The organism is Streptomyces sp. NPDC014861 (assembly GCF_043081625.1).
Taxonomy (GTDB): domain Bacteria; phylum Actinomycetota; class Actinomycetes; order Streptomycetales; family Streptomycetaceae; genus Streptomyces.
Map to the genome: position 1 here is coordinate 323,516 of NZ_JBIBWV010000007.1, position 15,600 is coordinate 339,115.

A 15,600-nucleotide genomic window follows, 5' to 3' on the forward strand; every position below is an offset into this window, starting at 1 on the left:
TGTGTGGTCCGGTGGGTCTCGGCGGGGGGGCGGCGCGGCCGGGCTGCGGTCCGTCCAAGTCCCTCGGCGCCTGGGCGCGGCCCCGGGGGGGGGGGGGCCCCCCCCCCCCCCGCTTCCGGCCCCGCTCAGCTGCCCGTGAGGCTCGCCAGCAGCTCGTCCGAGGCCGCGTACGGGTCGAGCGCGCCGGTCGCGATCCGCTCGGCCAGCGCGTCGAGCCGCCGGTCCCCGTGCAGGTCCCCGATCCGCTCGCGCAGCGCCGTGATGGTGATGGTCTCCACCTCGCGGGCCGCCCGGGCCTTCCGGCGCTCCGCCAGGACCCCGTGCTCCTCCATCCAGGCCCGGTGCTTCTCCAGCGCCTCCACGACCTCGTCCACGCCCTCGCCGCGCGCCGCGACCGTCTTCACGATCGGCGGGCGCCAGTCACCGGGGCCGCGGGCCTCGCCGAGGCCCAGCATGTGGTTGAGCTCGCGGGCGGTGGCGTCGGCACCGTCCCGGTCCGCCTTGTTGACCACGTACACGTCGCCGATCTCCAGGATGCCCGCCTTCGCGGCCTGGATCCCGTCGCCCATGCCCGGCGCGAGCAGCACCACCGAGGTGTCGGCCTGTCCGGCGATCTCCACCTCGGACTGCCCGACGCCGACGGTCTCCACCAGGACCACGTCGCAGCCGGCCGCGTCGAGGACGCGGATGGCCTGCGGGGCGGCCCAGGCGAGACCGCCCAGGTGCCCGCGGGTGGCCATCGAGCGGATGTAGACGCCGGGGTCGGAGGCGTGGTCGGACATCCGCACCCGGTCGCCGAGGAGCGCGCCGCCGCTGAACGGCGAGGAGGGGTCGACGGCGAGGACGCCGACCCGCTTGCCGGCCCGGCGGTACGCGCTCACCAGGGCCGAGGTGGAGGTGGACTTGCCGACGCCCGGCGAGCCGGTCAGGCCCACCACGTAGGCGCCGCCGGTGAGCGGGGCCAGCGCCGCCATCACCTCGCGCAGCTGCGGGGACGCCCCCTCCACGAGCGAGATGAGCCGGGCCACGGCCCGCGGCCGGCCCTCCCGGGCCTGGGCGACCAGTGCGGGGACGTCCACCATGCTGCGTTCTCCTGTCGGAAGTGCTTACTTGCCGGCCACGCGGATGATCAGCGCGTCGCCCTGGCCGCCGCCGCCGCACAGCGCCGCCGCGCCGGTGCCGCCGCCGCGCCGCTTCAGTTCGAGGGCGAGGTGGAGCACCACACGGGCGCCGGACATGCCGATCGGGTGGCCGAGCGCGATGGCGCCGCCGTTGACGTTCACCTTTTCCGGGGACACCCCGAGGTCCTTCATGGACTGTACGGCGACGGCGGCGAAGGCCTCGTTGATCTCGATCAGGTCGAGGTCGTCGACGGTCAGGCCGTCCTTCTCCAGGGCGTGCCGGATGGCGTTGGAGGGCTGCGACTGGAGCGAGTTGTCCGGGCCGGCCACGTTGCCGTGGGCGCCGATCTCGGCGATCCACTCCAGGCCCAGCTCCTCCGCCTTGGCCTTGCTCATCACGACCACGGCGGCGGCGCCGTCGGAGATCTGCGAGGAGGTGCCGGCGGTGATGGTGCCGTCCTTGGCGAAGGCGGGGCGGAGCTTGCCGAGGGACTCGGCGGTGGTCTCGGCGCGCACGCCCTCGTCCGTGGCGAAGACGACCGGGTCGCCCTTGCGCTGCGGGATCTCGACCGGGGTGATCTCGGCCTCGAAGACGCCGTTCTTCTGCGCGGCGGCGGCGCGCTGGTGCGACAGCGCGGCGATCTCGTCCTGCGAGGCGCGGTCGATGCCCAGGCGGGTGTTGTGCTTCTCGGTGGACTCGCCCATCGCGATGTTCTCGAAGGCGTCGGTGAGGCCGTCGTACGCCATCGCGTCGAGCATCTCGATCGCGCCGTACTTGTAGCCCTCGCGGGACTTCGGCAGCAGGTGCGGGGCGTTGGTCATCGACTCCTGGCCGCCGGCGACGACCACGTCGAACTCGCCGGCGCGGATCAGCTGGTCGGCCAGCGCGATGGCGTCCAGGCCCGACAGGCACACCTTGTTGATGGTGAGGGCGGGGACGTTCATCGGGATGCCGGCCTTGACGGCGGCCTGGCGGGCGGGGATCTGCCCGGCGCCCGCCTGGAGCACCTGGCCCATGATCACGTACTGCACCTGGTCGCCGGCGACGCCGGCCCGGTCCAGGGCCGCCTTGATGGCGAAGCCGCCCAGATCGGCGCCGGAGAAGGACTTGAGCGAGCCGAGCAGGCGCCCCATGGGCGTGCGGGCGCCCGCGACGATCACTGAGGTGGTACCGGTCGTTCCAGACATGAGGCACAGCCCCTTGGGATGAGGAGTGAACGAGGGTTTACCGCCAATGTACTGAGCGGTGCGGCGCCGGGTCACCGGCCTGCCGGTGTGACGGCGCGCACGTTGCGTAACCACCCCCGCGGGGGTGCACTGGAGCCATGCTGACGCGTATCGACCACATCGGGATCGCCTGCTTCGACCTGGACAGGACCGTCGAGTTCTACCGTGCCACGTACGGCTTCGAGGTCTACCACTCCGAGGTCAACGAGGAGCAGGGCGTCCGCGAGGCCATGCTGAGGATCAACGCCACCGACGACGGCGGCGCCTCCTACCTCCAGCTCCTGGAGCCCACCCGCGAGGACTCCGCGGTGGGCAAGTGGCTGGCCAAGAACGGGGAGGGCGTCCACCACATCGCCTTCGGCACCGCGGACGTCGACGGGGACGCCGAGGCGATCCGCGGCAAGGGCGTCCGGGTCCTCTACGACGAGCCCCGGACCGGCTCCATGGGCTCCCGGATCACCTTCCTCCACCCCAAGGACTGCCACGGCGTCCTGACCGAACTCGTCACCTCGGCACGGCCTTCCGCTGACCACTCCTCAGTGGAGCACTGACCTCCCTATTCCCGGCCCGGTAGAGTGGGCGACTCCGGGCCGGGGCCGGTCGGGGCCGCTTCGCGCGGCGCCGTAGTCGGGATGTCGGGGTCGTCCGATCTGCCACGATTCCCCGGGGGGCCGTTCAGTCCGGTGAACGGTGCTCGTCGGAACGTAGCGACCAGGGTTGGGGTCTCCCCTGCTCGGAGAGCTCGGGGAAGGATGGACCGCGCAGTGCGGGGCTACGAACGCCAGGAGAGCCACCGAGCTGAGGACGACCATCTCTCGCGGTTCGAAGCCGAGATGGACCGGCTGAAGAAGGAACGCGAGAAGGCCGTCCAGCACGCCGAGGACCTCGGCTACCAGGTCGAGGTCTTGCGTGCCAAGCTCCACGAGGCGCGGCGCACCATCGCGTCCCGTCCCGCCTACGACAGCGCGGACATCGGCTACCAGGCCGAGCAGACGCTGCGGAACGCTCAGGCCCAGGCCGAACAGCTCCGGCAGGACGCCGAGCGGGAGCTGCGCGAGGCCCGGGCGCAGACCCAGCGGATCCTCCAGGAGCACGCCGAGCACCAGGCCCGGCTCCAGGCCGAGCTGCACAACGAGGCCGTGCAGCGCCGCCAGCAGCTCGACCAGGAGCTGAACGAGCGCCGGCAGACCGTCGAGGCCCACGTCAACGAGAACGTGGCCTGGGCCGAACAGCTGCGTGCCCGCACCGAGTCCCAGGCCCGCCGGCTGATGGACGAGGCCCGCGCCGAGGCCGAGCAGTCGCTCTCCGCGGCCCGCACCGAGGCCACCCGGCTCTCCGAGGAGACCGGCCGCCGCGTCGGCGCCGAGGCGGAAGCCGCCCGCGCCGAGGCCGAAGCGATTCTGCTGCGCGCCCGCAAGGACGCCGAGCGGCTGATGACGGCCGCCTCCACCCAGGCCCAGGAGGCCACCGGTCACGCCGAGCAGCTGCGGACCGCCGCCGTCGCCGAGACCGACCAGGCCCGCCGCCAAGCCACCGAGCTCTCCCGCGCCGCCGAGCAGCGGATCCAGGAGGCCGACGAGAAGCTGCGGCAGGCCCGCGCCGAGGCCGACAAGGCGCTCACGGAGGCCAAGGACGCCGCCGCGAAGACGCTCGCCTCCGCCGACTCCGTCAACGAGCAGCGCACGCGTACCGCCAAGGCGGAGATCGCCCGGCTGGTCGGCGAGGCCACCAAGGAGGCCGAGCAGCTCAAGGCGGAGGCCGAGGAGAAGCTCCGCGAGGCGACCGCGCACTCCGAGAAGCTGGTCGCCGAGGCCACCGAACAGGCCCGCGCCTCCGCGGCCGAGGACTCCGCCGCCGCGCTGGCCAAGGCCGCCCGCAGCGCCGAGGAGGTCCTCAGCAAGGCGTCCGAGGACGCCGCCGAGACCACCCGCAAGGCGTCCGAGGAGGCCGAGCGGATCCGCCGCGAGGCCGAGACCGAGGCCGACCGGCTGCGCTCCCGCGCCGAGGAGCAGGCCGACGAGCTGCTCGGTTCGGCGAAGGACGACACCAAGGAGTACCGGGCCAAGACGGTCGAGCTCCAGGAGGAGGCGCGGCGGCTGCGCGGCGAGGCCGAGCAGCTGCGCGCCGAGGCGATCGCCGAGGGCGAGCGGATCCGCGGCGAGGCCCGCCGCGAGGCCGTCCAGCAGATCGAGGAGGCGGCGAAGACCGCCGAGGAGCTGCTGACCAGGGCGAAGGCCGACGCCGACGAGCGGCGTGCGCACGCCGGCGCGGAGAGCGAGAAGGTCAAGTCGGAGGCGATGGAGCGCGCCCAGACGCTCCGGACCCAGGCCGAGGAGACGCTGGAGCGGACCCGCGCCGAGGCGGAGCGGCTGCGCGCCGAGTCCGAGGAGCAGGCGGAGACGGTCCGGGAGGCCGCCGAGAAGGCCGCCGAGGGGCTGCGCGCGGACGCCGAGCGGGCCGCCGAGGCCCGCCGGGCCGAGGCCGCGGAGGAGCTGACCCGGCTGCACACCGACGCCGAGGCGAAGGTGGCGGCGGCCGGGCGGGAGCTGACCGACGCCCGCGCCGAGGGCGAGCGGATCCGGCGTGAGGCCGCCGAGGAGTCCGAGCGGCTGCGGACCGAGGGCGCCGAGCGGATCCGTACGCTGCGGGAGCAGGCGGAGCAGGAGGCCGAGCGGCTGCGGACCGAGGCCGCGGGGGACGCCTCCGCGACCCGCTCCGAGGCCGAGGCGACCGCGCAGCGGCTCACCTCCGAGGCGGAGACCGAGGCCGAGCGCCTGCGGTCGGAGGCCCAGGAGACCGCCGACCGGGTGCGGTCCGAGGCCGAGGAGACGCTGGAGTCGGCCCGTTCCGAGGCCGGCCGGGAGCGGGAGCACGCCCGCGAGCAGTCCGAGGAGCTCCTGGCCGCCGCCCGCAAGCGGGTGGAGGAGGCGCAGGCCGAGGCGCAGCGCCTGGTCGAGGAGGCGGACGCGCGGGCGACCGAGACGGTCGGCGCCGCCGCGCGGGCCGCGCAGGAGCTCCGCGACTCGGTCGCGGGGCTGCGCGAGCAGGCCGAGGAGGAGATCACCGGGCTGCGGTCGGCCGCGGAGCACGCGGCGGAGCGGACCCGTACCGAGGCGCAGGAGGAGGCGGACCGGGTCCGCGCCGACGCGCACGGGGAGCGGGAGCGGGCGTCGGAGGACGCGGCCCGCACGCGGGCGCGTGCCCAGGAGGAGTCCGAGGCGGCGAAGGCGCTGGCCGAGCGGACGGTCGGGGACGCGATCGCGGAGGCGGAGAAGCTCCGTACGGACACCGCCGAGTACGCGCAGCGGGTACGGACCGAGGCGACGGACGCGCTGGCCTCGGCCGAGCAGGACGCGGCCCGCACCCGGGCGGACGCCCGGGACGACGCCAACCGGATCCGTTCGGAGGCGGCCGAGAAGGCCGAGGGCGTGGTCGGCGAGGCGACGACCGAGGCGGAGCGCATCGCCGCCGAGTCCGCCCAGGTGCTGGACGACGCCCGGCAGGCCGCCGACAAGCGCCGCCAGGACGCCGCCCAACAGGCCGACACCCTCATCGGCGAGGCGACCACCGAGGCCGAGCGCATCGCCGCCGAGGCCGCCCAGGTACTGGACGACGCCCGGCAAGCCGCCGACAAGCGCCGCCAGGACGCCGCCGAACAGGCCGACACCCTCATCGGCGAGGCGACCACCGAGGCCGAGCGCATCGCGGCCGAGGCGGCCGAGCTGCGCGAGACCACGGAGCGGGACGCGACCCGGCTGCGGAGCGAGGCCGAGCAGGTCAAGACGGACGGCGAGGCGCACGCCCAGGCGCTGCGGACGGCGGCCCTGGCCGACGCCGAGCAGATCCTGGACGAGGCCCGGCAGGCGGCAGACAAGCGCCGCCAGGACGCCGCCGAGCAGGCCGACGCCCTCGTCGGGGAGGCGACGACGGAGGCGGGCCGGATCACCGACGAGGCGATCGAGCTGGCCGACTCGGTGACCGCCGACGCCCGGACCGAGGCCGAGCGGACGGTCGCGGACGCGGCGGGCGAGGCCGAGCGGCTGCGGACCGAGGGCGCCGAGGCGCTGGAGTCGGCCCGTCAGGACGCCGAGCGGATCCGTACGGAGTCGGCGAAGGTCGAGGAGGACGCCGGGTCGGCGGCCGAGCAGATGCGCTCGGAGGCCCGGGCGGAGGCCGACCGAACCCTGGACGAGGCCCGCGAGGCCGGCGCGAGGAAGCGCGCCGACGCGGCCGAGCAGGCCGACCAGCTGATCGCCAAGGCCCGGGAGGAGGCGCTGCGCGCCACCGCCGAGGCGGAGACGCAGGCGGACACGATGGTCGGCGCGGCCCGCAAGGAGGCCGACCGGATCGTCGCCGAGGCGACCGTCGAGGGCAACGCGCTGGTCGAGAAGGCGCGGACCGACGCGGACGAGCTCCTGGTCGGAGCGCGGAAGGACGCGACCGACATAAGGGAGCGGGCCGAGGAGCTGCGGGGCCGGATCGAGGGCGAGATCGAGGAGCTGCACGAGCGGGCGCGGCGCGAGTCGGCCGAGCAGATGAGGACGGCCGGCGAGCGGGTCGACAAGCTCGTGAAGGCCGCGGAGGAGCAGCGTGCCGAGGCCGAGGAGAAGGCCAAGGAGATGGTGTCCGAGGCGAGTTCCGAGGCCAGCAAGGTCCGTATCGCGGCCGTGCGGAAGGCGGACGGGCTCCTGAAGGAGGCCGAGCAGAAGAAGAGTTCGCTGGTGGCCGAGGCGGAGCGGATCAAGGCGGAGGCGGAGGCCGAGGCGGAGCGGCTGGTCGAGGAGGGCCGGCACGAGCTGGAGGTCCTGACCCGTCGTCGTACCGACATCAATGCCGAGATCTCCCGTGTCCAGGACGTGCTGGAGGCGTTGGAGTCTTTCGAGACGCCGTCGGCGGGGACGAAGGACGGGCTCAAGGCGGGCGCTTCCTCGGGTTCCACTCGTTCGAGTGGCAAGTCGCAGGACGGCTAGCCACTCAAAAGGCTGGACATTCTCCAGATCAAACGGGCATACGCTCGATGACACGCCGCTTCGGCCCCTAGGATTCCCTCTAACACCTCACCGGTCTCATTCGACAGGAACCCCATGAGCGACACATCCTCCCCCTTCGGCTTCGAGCTCGTGCGGCGTGGTTACGACCGCGGTCAGGTGGACGACCGCATTACCAAGCTCGTCGCCGACCGTGACAGCGCGCTGGCCCGGATCACCTCGCTGGAGAAGCGCATCGAGGAACTCCACCTCGAAACGCAGAACGCACAGGCGCAGGTGAGCGACGCCGAGCCGTCGTACGCCGGTCTCGGCGCACGCGTCGAGAAGATCCTCCGTCTCGCCGAGGAGGAGGCGAAGGACCTGCGCGAGGAGGCCCGCCGCGCCGCCGAGCAGCACCGCGAGCTGGCCGAGTCGGCCGCCCAGCAGGTGCGGAACGACGCGGAGTCGTTCGCGGCGGAGCGCAAGGCGAAGGCCGAGGACGAGGGCGTCCGGATCGTCGAGAAGGCGCAGGGCGAGGCCAACTCGCTGCGTGGCGAGGCGCAGAAGGACGCGCAGTCGAAGCGCGAGGAGGCGGACGCCCTCTTCGAGGAGACCCGCGCCAAGGCCGCCCAGGCCGCCGCGGACTTCGAGACCAACCTGGCCAAGCGCCGCGAGCAGTCCGAGCGCGACCTGGCCTCCCGTCAGGCCAAGGCCGAGAAGCGCCTCGCCGAGATCGAGCACCGCGCCGAGCAGCTCCGCCTGGAGGCCGAGAAGCTCCGCACGGACGCCGAGCGCCGGGCCCGCCAGACGGTGGAGACCGCGCAGCGCCAGGCCGAGGACATCGTGGCCGACGCGAACGCCAAGGCCGACCGGATCCGCTCGGAATCGGAGCGCGAGCTCGCCGCGCTGACGAACCGCCGCGACTCCATCAACGCGCAGCTGACCAACGTCCGCGAGATGCTGGCGACGCTGACCGGTGCCGCGGTGGCCGCGGCCGGTTCCCCGCTGGACGAGGACCGCTCGGCGGGCGTTCCTGCGCAGCAGACCCGGTAAGCCCCGGCACGAGCCGGTAGCGCGTGCGCTCTGAACCCCCCGTCACTCCGGTGGCGGGGGGTTTCGCACGCCCTTAGCTTGGTACGCATGATCGAGCTTGACGGACTGACGAAACGGTACGGGTCGAAGACAGCGGTCGATCATCTCTCCTTCCAGGTCCGGCCGGGCATGATCACCGGTTTCCTGGGGCCCAACGGGGCGGGGAAGTCGACCACGATGCGGATGATGCTCGATCTGGACAACCCGACGAGCGGCACGGTGCGGATCGACGGCCGGCACTACCGCGAGCTGGACGAGCCGCTGAAGTACATCGGGGCGCTCCTCGACGCCAAGGCGATGCACGGGGGCCGGTCGGCCTACAACAACCTGCTCTGCCTGGCGCAGTCGAACCGCATCCCGGAGCGCCGGGTGGACGAGGTGCTGGATCTGGTGGGTCTGACGGCGGTGGCGCGGAAGAAGTCGAAGGGTTTCTCGCTCGGTATGGGGCAGCGGCTCGGCATCGCTTCGGCGCTGCTGGGCGATCCCGAGATCCTGATGTTCGACGAACCCGTCAATGGTCTGGACCCCGAGGGAATTCACTGGATCCGCAATCTGATGAAGTCGCTGGCCGCGGAAGGCCGGACGATCTTCGTCTCCAGCCATCTCATGAGTGAAATGGCGCTGACGGCGGATCATCTGATCGTGATCGGGCAGGGAAAGCTGCTGGCCGACACCTCGATGGCGGATTTCATCCAGGAGAATTCCCGGAGTTTCGTCCGGCTGCGCTCTCCGCAGCAGGAACGCCTGCGGGATGTGCTCCAGGCCGATGGATTCGTGGTGGTCGAGGCCGGGAACGGCACCCTGGAGGTCGACGGGGCCACGACCGAGCGGCTGGGCGAGCTGGCGGCCCTGCACCAGCTGACGCTGCATGAGCTGAGCGCCCAGCGCGCCTCCCTGGAGGAGGCGTTCATGCAGATGACGGCGGGCGCCGTGGAGTACCACGCGCACGGCACCGACGTGCACGGCGGCGGACCCGCCGCGCCGGGCCCCGCGTGGGGCGCGAACTCCGGCTGGGGCCCCGCGCGGGACTCCGGGTCCGGCTCGACGAGCGAGGGGGTCTGACCCATGGCAGCCGTACCCGCGGTCCTCCGGTCCGAATGGACCAAGATCCGGACGGTCTCCTCGACGGTCTGGACCCTGGCGAGCGCGCTGATCGTCACGGTGGCGATGGGCGCCGCGCTCTCCGCGGTCCTGAAGGCGAGTTTCAGCGACCTCTCCGACCTGGAGCGCGCGACCTTCGACCCGACCTTCGTCAGCTTCTCCGGGATGGTGCTGGGGCAGCTGGCGATGGTGGTCTTCGGCGTGCTGGTGGTGGGGACCGAGTACTCCTCGGGCATGATCCGCACCTCGCTCGCCGCGGTCCCCCAGCGGGCCACCTTCCTCTTCTCCAAGATCGCGGTGGCCGGGGTGCTCGCCCTGGTGGTCGGTCTGGTGACGAGCTTCCTGTCGTTCTTCCTCGGGCAGGCGCTGCTCGGCGAGCACCGGACGACGATCGGCGCGGACAACGTGCTGCGGGCGGTGGTCGGCGGCGGGATCTACATGGGGCTGATCGCGGTCTTCTCGATGGGCGTGGCGGCGATGCTCCGCTCCTCGATGCTGTCGCTCGGCATCCTGGTGCCGTTCTTCTTCCTGATCTCGCAGATCCTGTCGGCGGTGCCGAAGGCGAAGGAGGTCGCGAAGTACTTCCCGGACCAGGCCGGCTCCAAGATCATGCAGGTGGTGCCGGACGCGCTGGGCACGGAGAAGGCGCCGTACGGGCCCTGGGGCGGGCTGGGGATCATGCTGGTCTGGGTGGCGGCCTCGCTGCTCGGCGGCTATCTGGTGCTGAAGCGGCGGGACGCCTGAGGCACGACCGGGCGGCCCCTGGGCGCCCCGGAGCCCCGTGGAGGCTCCGGGGCGTCCCGGATTTTCCCCGGAGGTTTCGCTTCGGTCTCGCTTCCCGGGCGCGGGAACCGTCAACGGCTGGATAAGCTCCTGACTCGTACGGGGGCCTTCCGGCCACGCGCCGTCATGCCCCGATCGCACACCACCGAGCTGTCGATGGGGCTGGAGAATGATCGAGGCAGTCGGCCTGACCAAGCGCTACGGCGCCAAGACGGCCGTGTACAACCTTTCCTTCCAGGTGAGGCCGGGGGTCGTCACCGGCTTCCTGGGCCCGAACGGCTCCGGCAAGTCGACCACGATGCGCATGATCCTGGGCCTCGACCGGCCGACGGCCGGCCATGTGACGATCGGCGGCCACCCCTTCCGGCAGCTGCCGAACGCACCCCGGCAGGTCGGCGCGCTCCTCGACGCCAAGGCCGTGCACGGCGGCCGCAGCGCCCGCAGCCACCTCCTGTCGCTGGCCCAGCTGGCCGGGATCCCGGCCCGCCGGGTGGACGAGGTGCTGGGCGTGGTGGGCCTCCAGGACGTGGCGAAGCGCCGCTCCAAGGGCTTCTCGCTCGGCATGGGGCAGCGGCTCGGCATCGCGGCGGCCCTGCTCGGCGACCCGCAGGTGCTGCTCTTCGACGAGCCGGTCAACGGCCTGGACCCGGAGGGCATCCTCTGGGTCCGGAACCTGATGAAGAAGCTGGCCGCCGAGGGCCGCACGGTCTTCGTCTCCAGCCACCTCATGAGCGAGATGGCGCTGACGGCCGACCATCTGATCGTGATCGGCCGGGGCCAGCTGCTCTCCGACATGCCGGTGAAGCAGTTCATCTCGGCGAACTCGGCGGACTTCGCCCGGGTCCGCACGCCGGACGGCGACACCGCGCTGCGGGACAAGCTGTCGGGCGTGCTCGGCGAGGCCGGCGGACAGGTCCTCTCGGAGCCGGACGGGGCGCTGCGCGTCACCGGCCTGCCGCTGCCGAGGATCAGCGACCTGGCGCACGGGGCGGACGTACGGCTCTGGGAGCTCTCCCCGCACCAGGCGTCGCTGGAGGAGGCGTACATGCGGCTGACGCAGGGCGCCGTGGACTACCGCTCCACCGACGACAGGCTGGCGCACCTCCAGGCGCCGCCCCAGCCCGGGCAGCAGGGGTACGGGCTGCCGCCGCAGCCGCAGGTCCCGGCGGACGTGCCGCAGCAGGGCTGGTACGCCCCGCCGCCGCCCGGCGAGAACCCGTACGCCGCCCCGCAGGCCCCCGCGGCCCCCGCGGCTCCGGCCGCGCCGCCGCAGGGCTCCCCGCAGCCGAGCCTCCAGAAGCCGAGCGACACCACCGAGGACGCCCGATGACCGCCCCGACGCCGATCCAGACGCCTCCCCCGCCGTACGGCTACGTCTCCCCCATCCCGGTCCGCCGGGCGCACCTCGGGGACGCGCTCGCCTCGGAGTGGACGAAGATCCGCTCGGTGCGGTCGACGATGTGGACGCTGGGCACCATGGTCCTGCTGATGCTGGTGATCGGGCTCGGCGTGGCCGCGGTCGCGGCCGGCGAGGGCGGGAACATGGGCGAGGAGTCGGCGCTGCCGCTGGGCTTCTTCGGGATGCTGCCGGCGTCGATCTGCGTGATCACGCTGGGCGTGCTGACCATCTCGTCCGAGTACGGCACCGGGATGATCCGCACCACGCTGACGGCGTGCCCGAGCCGGTCCCGGGTGATGACGGCGAAGGCGATCGTCTTCTTCCTGCTGGTCTTCACGGTGACCCTGGTGGTCGCCTTCGCGGTGGCGACGGCGCAGGTGGCCATGGTCGAGGCGGCGGAGCCGACGGGCGCGGAGTGGGCGCGGGCCACGGTCGGCGCGGCCGGGTTCATGGCGGTGCTCGGGCTGCTGTCGATGGGGGTCGGGGCGCTGGTGCGGCACTCGGCCGGCGCGATCACGGTGATGATCGGCGTGCTGCTGCTGCCGCTGGTGGCGGCCCTGTTCATGTTCGCGCCGGCGCTGAAGGGCATCCAGGAGGCGCTCTTCACCTACTCGGTGCCCTCGCAGATGATCGCCCTGTACAGCGCGCAGCCGCCGTTCGGAGAGGGCGGTCCGGCGGGCTGGGAGGCCCTGTTCATCCTGACGGGCATCGCCGCGGTGGCGCTGGGCGGGGCGTACGCGGTGCTGAACAGCCGGGACGTCTGAGCCGGGGCCTAGTACTTCGGCGCGTTGCGGGACCGCTGCACCCGGGAGGTGCGGCGGTCCTTCGCGTTCCAGCACGCCTTGTGCCAGTGGCGGCGGTCGTCGACGCCGCCGTACTCGGGCCAGGCGACGACGTGCGGGGCGCCGGGCGGGATCTCCTGGTCGCAGCCGGGGCAGCGGTAGCGCTTGCCCGGGGAGCTGGCTCCCGCGACGAGGCGGACGTACCACTCCTCGCCCTGCCAGGTCTCGGTGGCCTGCGAGCCGCCGTACCGGTCGTCGCGGTCGTCCTGCGCCTCGGGGCCGGAGCCTCGGCGGGAACGGTTGTGACGCGGGGACACAGCACACCTCACGGGGTCGGGGAACACGGACCGTTCCCTCCAGCGTACGGGCCGCGACAGGGGGGCCGGGGCCCCGGCCGGAGCTCGCGGGCCGAAAATCGCAAGAACTTCATACGGGGCCGTTGCCTATGGCACGTGTCAGACGTTGTTGCCAGTACGAGGGGATCAACGCGTCGGCCGCGTGCGAGGAGGCAGAAGGCGATGCGCGTAGGAACGTTCGTTCTGGCGGCCCAGTTTCCGGGCCAGGGGCAGGGAGAGGCGCTGCACCGGGCGGTGCGGACCGCCGAGGTGGCCGAGGAGGCCGGCCTGGACTCGGTCTGGCTGGCCGAGCACCATTTCGTGCCGTACGGCGTCTGCCCGTCGGCGGTGACCCTGGCGGCGCTGCTGCTCGGCCGCACCCGCCGGCTGCGGGTGGGGACGGCGGTGAGCGTGCTGCCGAGCGTCCACCCGGTCGCCCTCGGCGAGCAGGCGGCGCTGCTGCACGTGGTCTCGGGCGGCAGATTCACCCTCGGGGTGGGCCGTGGCGGACCGTGGGTGGACCTGGAGGTGTTCGGCGCGGGTCTGGAGGCGTACGAACGCGGCTTCCCGGAGGCCCTCGATCTGCTGCTGCGCTGGCTCGGCGAGCCCCGGGTGGGTGCGGAGGGCGAACGATTCTCCTTCCGTGAGGTGCCGGTGGTGCCCCGGCCGGGCGAGCTGATCGGCGGCGACCCCTCGCCGGAGGTGGTGGTGGCCTGCACCTCGCCGAAGAGCGTGCGGCTCGCCGCCGAGCGCGGGCTGCCGATGCTCCTGGGCATGCACTGCGGCGACGAGGACAAGGCGGAGATGGTCGCCGCCTGGGCCCGCTGCGCGCGGGAGGCCGGGCGGGACCCGGACGAGATCGCGCGGATCGCCGCAGGCCATGTCTCCGCGGGCGTGGTCCAGCTCGCGGACCGCGCGCAGGAGGCGGCGGAGACCCTGGTGAAGGCGATGCCGGGGTGGCTGAAGCAGGGGCTCGACGCGCATGTGACGGTGGACGGCCGGCACCGGGCGATGCGGGACCCGGTGGCGTACACCGAACTGCTCTGCTCGCTGCACCCGGTCGGTACCCCGTCGCTGGCGGCCGACCGGCTGGCGGTGACCGCCGAGCGCACCGGGATCACCCGCTTCGCCCTGCTCGCCGAGGGCTCCGGCGATCTCGCCTCCACCGAGGAGAACCTGCGGCGCCTCGGCGCCGAGGTCCTGCCCCGACTGGGCTGAGCGGCAGGACCGGACCCGCCGCCCCGGCGTCCCCAAGGCGCGGTGCGTGTCGGCACGCACCGGTCGAGGCTCCCGCGACGCGGAGCGGCGGCGTTCGAGTCCTGGCCTGTTCCCGGAGGCGACGGTCGGGCCTCAGCAGTCGCGGAGCTCCGGCGACTGGTTGAGCAGCTGGCCCCGTATCGAGGTGAAGCGGGCGAGCCGCTCGTCCACCGCCGGGTCCAGCGGGAAGACCGCCACGCGGTGGCAGTTCTGGAAGGCGAGGCGCACACCGAAGTGGCGCTGGAGCGCACCGCGGATGGCGTCACTCGCCAAGGCGCGGAGCAGCTGACCGCGGGCCTGCTCGTTCGGCGGCGGCGTCTGGTTGTCGGCGAACTCGCCGCCTTCCACCTCCAGCTGGGCCACCAGAGAACTGATCATCTCCCACGCGAAGGGCAGGGAGGTCCGGACGCAGTCGACGAAGGCGGCTTCGTCGACCTCGCCTCGCTCGGCCTGTTCCAACAGCGCCGGTGAGACGTCGAGCGACATGGGTTCTCCTCTCGCGACCCCGCGGACGGGGTCTGTGCGGGCAGGGACGAGGGCCGACGTACGCCACGCAGCGTGCACGGACGACGACCTCCAGCTTCCACGGTAAGCGCGCGGTGCTGCCCGCACCAGGAGAATGGGCACACAACAGGCCGATAACCGACGGGTGTTCGGCTCATGCCGATGCCCGAATCGCGTAGAAGGGCGCTCCTCTTGTAGCGTTGCCGACCATGCGTCTCGTCATTGCCCGTTGCTCCGTGGACTACGCGGGTCGGCTCACGGCCCATCTGCCCTCCGCGCCCCGTCTGATCCTGATCAAGGCCGACGGCAGCGTCTCGATCCACGCCGACGACCGGGCGTACAAACCGCTCAACTGGATGTCCCCGCCGTGCACCCTGAAGGAGGGTGCCGACGGTGAGGCCGGCGTCTGGACCGTGATCAACAAAGCGGGCGAGAAACTGATCATCACGATGGAGGAGATCCTCCACGACTCGTCCCACGAGCTGGGCGTGGACCCGGGTCTCATCAAGGACGGCGTCGAGGCCCACCTCCAGGAGCTGCTGGCGGACCGCATCGAGACGCTCGGCGAGGGCTGGTCGCTGGTCCGCCGCGAGTACCCGACGGCCATCGGCCCGGTCGACATCCTCTGCCGGGACGCGGACGGCGCCACGGTCGCGGTCGAGATCAAGCGGCGCGGCGAGATCGACGGCGTGGAGCAGCTGACCCGCTACCTGGAGCTGCTGAACCGCGACCCGCACCTCGCGCCGGTGCGGGGCATCTTCGCCGCGCAGGAGATCAAGCCGCAGGCCCGGGTCCTCGCGACGGACCGCGGGATCGACTGCGTGGTGCTCGACTACAACGCCCTGCGTGGCATCGAGGACGACAAGCTGCGGCTGTTCTGAGCCGGGCGGTACGGCGAAGGGGACGGTCCCGGGCGCGACGAGCGCCCGGGGCCGTCCCCTTTTTCATGATCTCGGCCGACGGTGTTCCCGCGGTCTCGGCCGAGCGTGTCCCCGCTCTGGCCGGCCGTGTTCCCGCGGTCTCAGTTCACCG

The 15,600-nt window shown here is 72.9% G+C and carries 13 protein-coding genes; 9 read left to right on the forward strand and 4 right to left on the reverse strand.

Translation table 11 applies throughout. From position 1 onward, the window contains the following. Window positions 1-125 precede the first annotated feature (125 nt). Entirely contained in the window at window positions 126-1,082 is a 957-nt protein-coding gene (gene meaB, locus ACF1BN_RS17780) for a methylmalonyl Co-A mutase-associated GTPase MeaB (RefSeq protein WP_392332530.1), read from the reverse strand. A 24-nt stretch (window positions 1,083-1,106) separates the two neighbouring features. Next, the gene (locus ACF1BN_RS17785) at window positions 1,107-2,309 is read right to left on the reverse strand and encodes an acetyl-CoA C-acetyltransferase (protein WP_392332531.1); all 1,203 of its coding nucleotides are present in this window, start codon (window positions 2,307-2,309) and stop codon (window positions 1,107-1,109) included. Between the two features lie 137 nt (window positions 2,310-2,446). Between ACF1BN_RS17785 and mce the strand changes: the two genes are divergently transcribed. The 7 genes from mce to ACF1BN_RS17820 all read left to right on the forward strand — a co-directional run bounded on the left by mce (window position 2,447) and on the right by ACF1BN_RS17820 (window position 12,454). Continuing rightward, window positions 2,447-2,899 carry a methylmalonyl-CoA epimerase gene (gene mce / locus ACF1BN_RS17790; protein WP_392332532.1) on the forward strand — a complete coding sequence of 151 codons (453 nt, stop codon included), beginning with the start codon at window positions 2,447-2,449 and terminating at the stop codon, window positions 2,897-2,899. A 201-nt stretch (window positions 2,900-3,100) separates the two neighbouring features. Next, window positions 3,101-7,318, forward strand: coding sequence for a polarized growth protein Scy (scy, locus tag ACF1BN_RS17795; protein ID WP_392332533.1), 4,218 nt, complete (start codon window positions 3,101-3,103; stop codon window positions 7,316-7,318). 114 nt (window positions 7,319-7,432) lie between these two features. Then, on the forward strand, window positions 7,433-8,368 hold the full coding sequence (locus ACF1BN_RS17800) for a cellulose-binding protein (RefSeq protein WP_392332534.1): 936 nt from the start codon (window positions 7,433-7,435) through the stop codon (window positions 8,366-8,368). 87 nt (window positions 8,369-8,455) lie between these two features. Next, window positions 8,456-9,469: an ABC transporter ATP-binding protein gene (locus ACF1BN_RS17805; protein ID WP_392332535.1), complete on the forward strand. Its 1,014-nt coding sequence runs from the start codon at window positions 8,456-8,458 to the stop codon at window positions 9,467-9,469. A 3-nt stretch (window positions 9,470-9,472) separates the two neighbouring features. Then, on the forward strand, window positions 9,473-10,252 hold the full coding sequence (locus ACF1BN_RS17810) for an ABC transporter permease (protein WP_392332536.1): 780 nt from the start codon (window positions 9,473-9,475) through the stop codon (window positions 10,250-10,252). 208 nt (window positions 10,253-10,460) lie between these two features. Next, window positions 10,461-11,621 carry an ATP-binding cassette domain-containing protein gene (locus ACF1BN_RS17815; protein ID WP_392332537.1) on the forward strand — a complete coding sequence of 387 codons (1,161 nt, stop codon included), beginning with the start codon at window positions 10,461-10,463 and terminating at the stop codon, window positions 11,619-11,621. Beyond that, entirely contained in the window at window positions 11,618-12,454 is an 837-nt protein-coding gene (locus ACF1BN_RS17820) for an ABC transporter permease (RefSeq protein WP_392332538.1), read from the forward strand. Before ACF1BN_RS17815 ends, ACF1BN_RS17820 begins: the two co-directional genes overlap by 4 nt. A gap of 8 nt (window positions 12,455-12,462) precedes the next feature. Here ACF1BN_RS17820 and ACF1BN_RS17825 read toward each other — a convergent pair whose 3' ends face one another. After that, window positions 12,463-12,789, reverse strand: a complete 327-nt coding sequence (locus ACF1BN_RS17825) for an ATP/GTP-binding protein (protein WP_392332539.1) — start codon at window positions 12,787-12,789, stop codon at window positions 12,463-12,465. A gap of 201 nt (window positions 12,790-12,990) precedes the next feature. Here ACF1BN_RS17825 and ACF1BN_RS17830 point away from each other — a divergent pair, with 201 nt between their 5' ends. Beyond that, entirely contained in the window at window positions 12,991-14,025 is a 1,035-nt protein-coding gene (locus ACF1BN_RS17830; protein ID WP_392332540.1) for an LLM class flavin-dependent oxidoreductase, read from the forward strand. A gap of 132 nt (window positions 14,026-14,157) precedes the next feature. On the opposite strand, the gene ACF1BN_RS17835 is transcribed toward ACF1BN_RS17830, so the two are convergent. Continuing rightward, entirely contained in the window at window positions 14,158-14,550 is a 393-nt protein-coding gene (locus tag ACF1BN_RS17835) for an SCO5389 family protein (RefSeq protein ID WP_031006219.1), read from the reverse strand. Between the two features lie 227 nt (window positions 14,551-14,777). Between ACF1BN_RS17835 and nucS the strand changes: the two genes are divergently transcribed. Then, window positions 14,778-15,449, forward strand: a complete 672-nt coding sequence (gene nucS, locus ACF1BN_RS17840) for an endonuclease NucS (protein ID WP_392332541.1) — start codon at window positions 14,778-14,780, stop codon at window positions 15,447-15,449. The last annotated feature ends 151 nt before the right edge of the window (window positions 15,450-15,600 follow it).

What these genes read in the sequence shown, in the direction of transcription:
- mce (WP_392332532.1), top strand. Translation starts at nt 2,447, where the DNA reads ATGCTGACGCGTATCGACCACATCGGGATCGCCTGCTTCGACCTGGAC.
- ACF1BN_RS17830 (WP_392332540.1), top strand. Translation starts at nt 12,991, where the DNA reads ATGCGCGTAGGAACGTTCGTTCTGGCGGCCCAGTTTCCGGGCCAGGGG.
- ACF1BN_RS17805 (WP_392332535.1), top strand. Translation starts at nt 8,456, where the DNA reads ATGATCGAGCTTGACGGACTGACGAAACGGTACGGGTCGAAGACAGCG.
- meaB (WP_392332530.1), bottom strand. Translation starts at nt 1,082, where the DNA reads ATGGTGGACGTCCCCGCACTGGTCGCCCAGGCCCGGGAGGGCCGGCCG.
- ACF1BN_RS17800 (WP_392332534.1), top strand. Translation starts at nt 7,433, where the DNA reads ATGAGCGACACATCCTCCCCCTTCGGCTTCGAGCTCGTGCGGCGTGGT.
- ACF1BN_RS17835 (WP_031006219.1), bottom strand. Translation starts at nt 14,550, where the DNA reads ATGTCGCTCGACGTCTCACCGGCGCTGTTGGAACAGGCCGAGCGAGGC.
- scy (WP_392332533.1), top strand. Translation starts at nt 3,101, where the DNA reads ATGGACCGCGCAGTGCGGGGCTACGAACGCCAGGAGAGCCACCGAGCT.
- ACF1BN_RS17820 (WP_392332538.1), top strand. Translation starts at nt 11,618, where the DNA reads ATGACCGCCCCGACGCCGATCCAGACGCCTCCCCCGCCGTACGGCTAC.
- ACF1BN_RS17815 (WP_392332537.1), top strand. Translation starts at nt 10,461, where the DNA reads ATGATCGAGGCAGTCGGCCTGACCAAGCGCTACGGCGCCAAGACGGCC.
- ACF1BN_RS17785 (WP_392332531.1), bottom strand. Translation starts at nt 2,309, where the DNA reads ATGTCTGGAACGACCGGTACCACCTCAGTGATCGTCGCGGGCGCCCGC.
- ACF1BN_RS17810 (WP_392332536.1), top strand. Translation starts at nt 9,473, where the DNA reads ATGGCAGCCGTACCCGCGGTCCTCCGGTCCGAATGGACCAAGATCCGG.
- nucS (WP_392332541.1), top strand. Translation starts at nt 14,778, where the DNA reads ATGCGTCTCGTCATTGCCCGTTGCTCCGTGGACTACGCGGGTCGGCTC.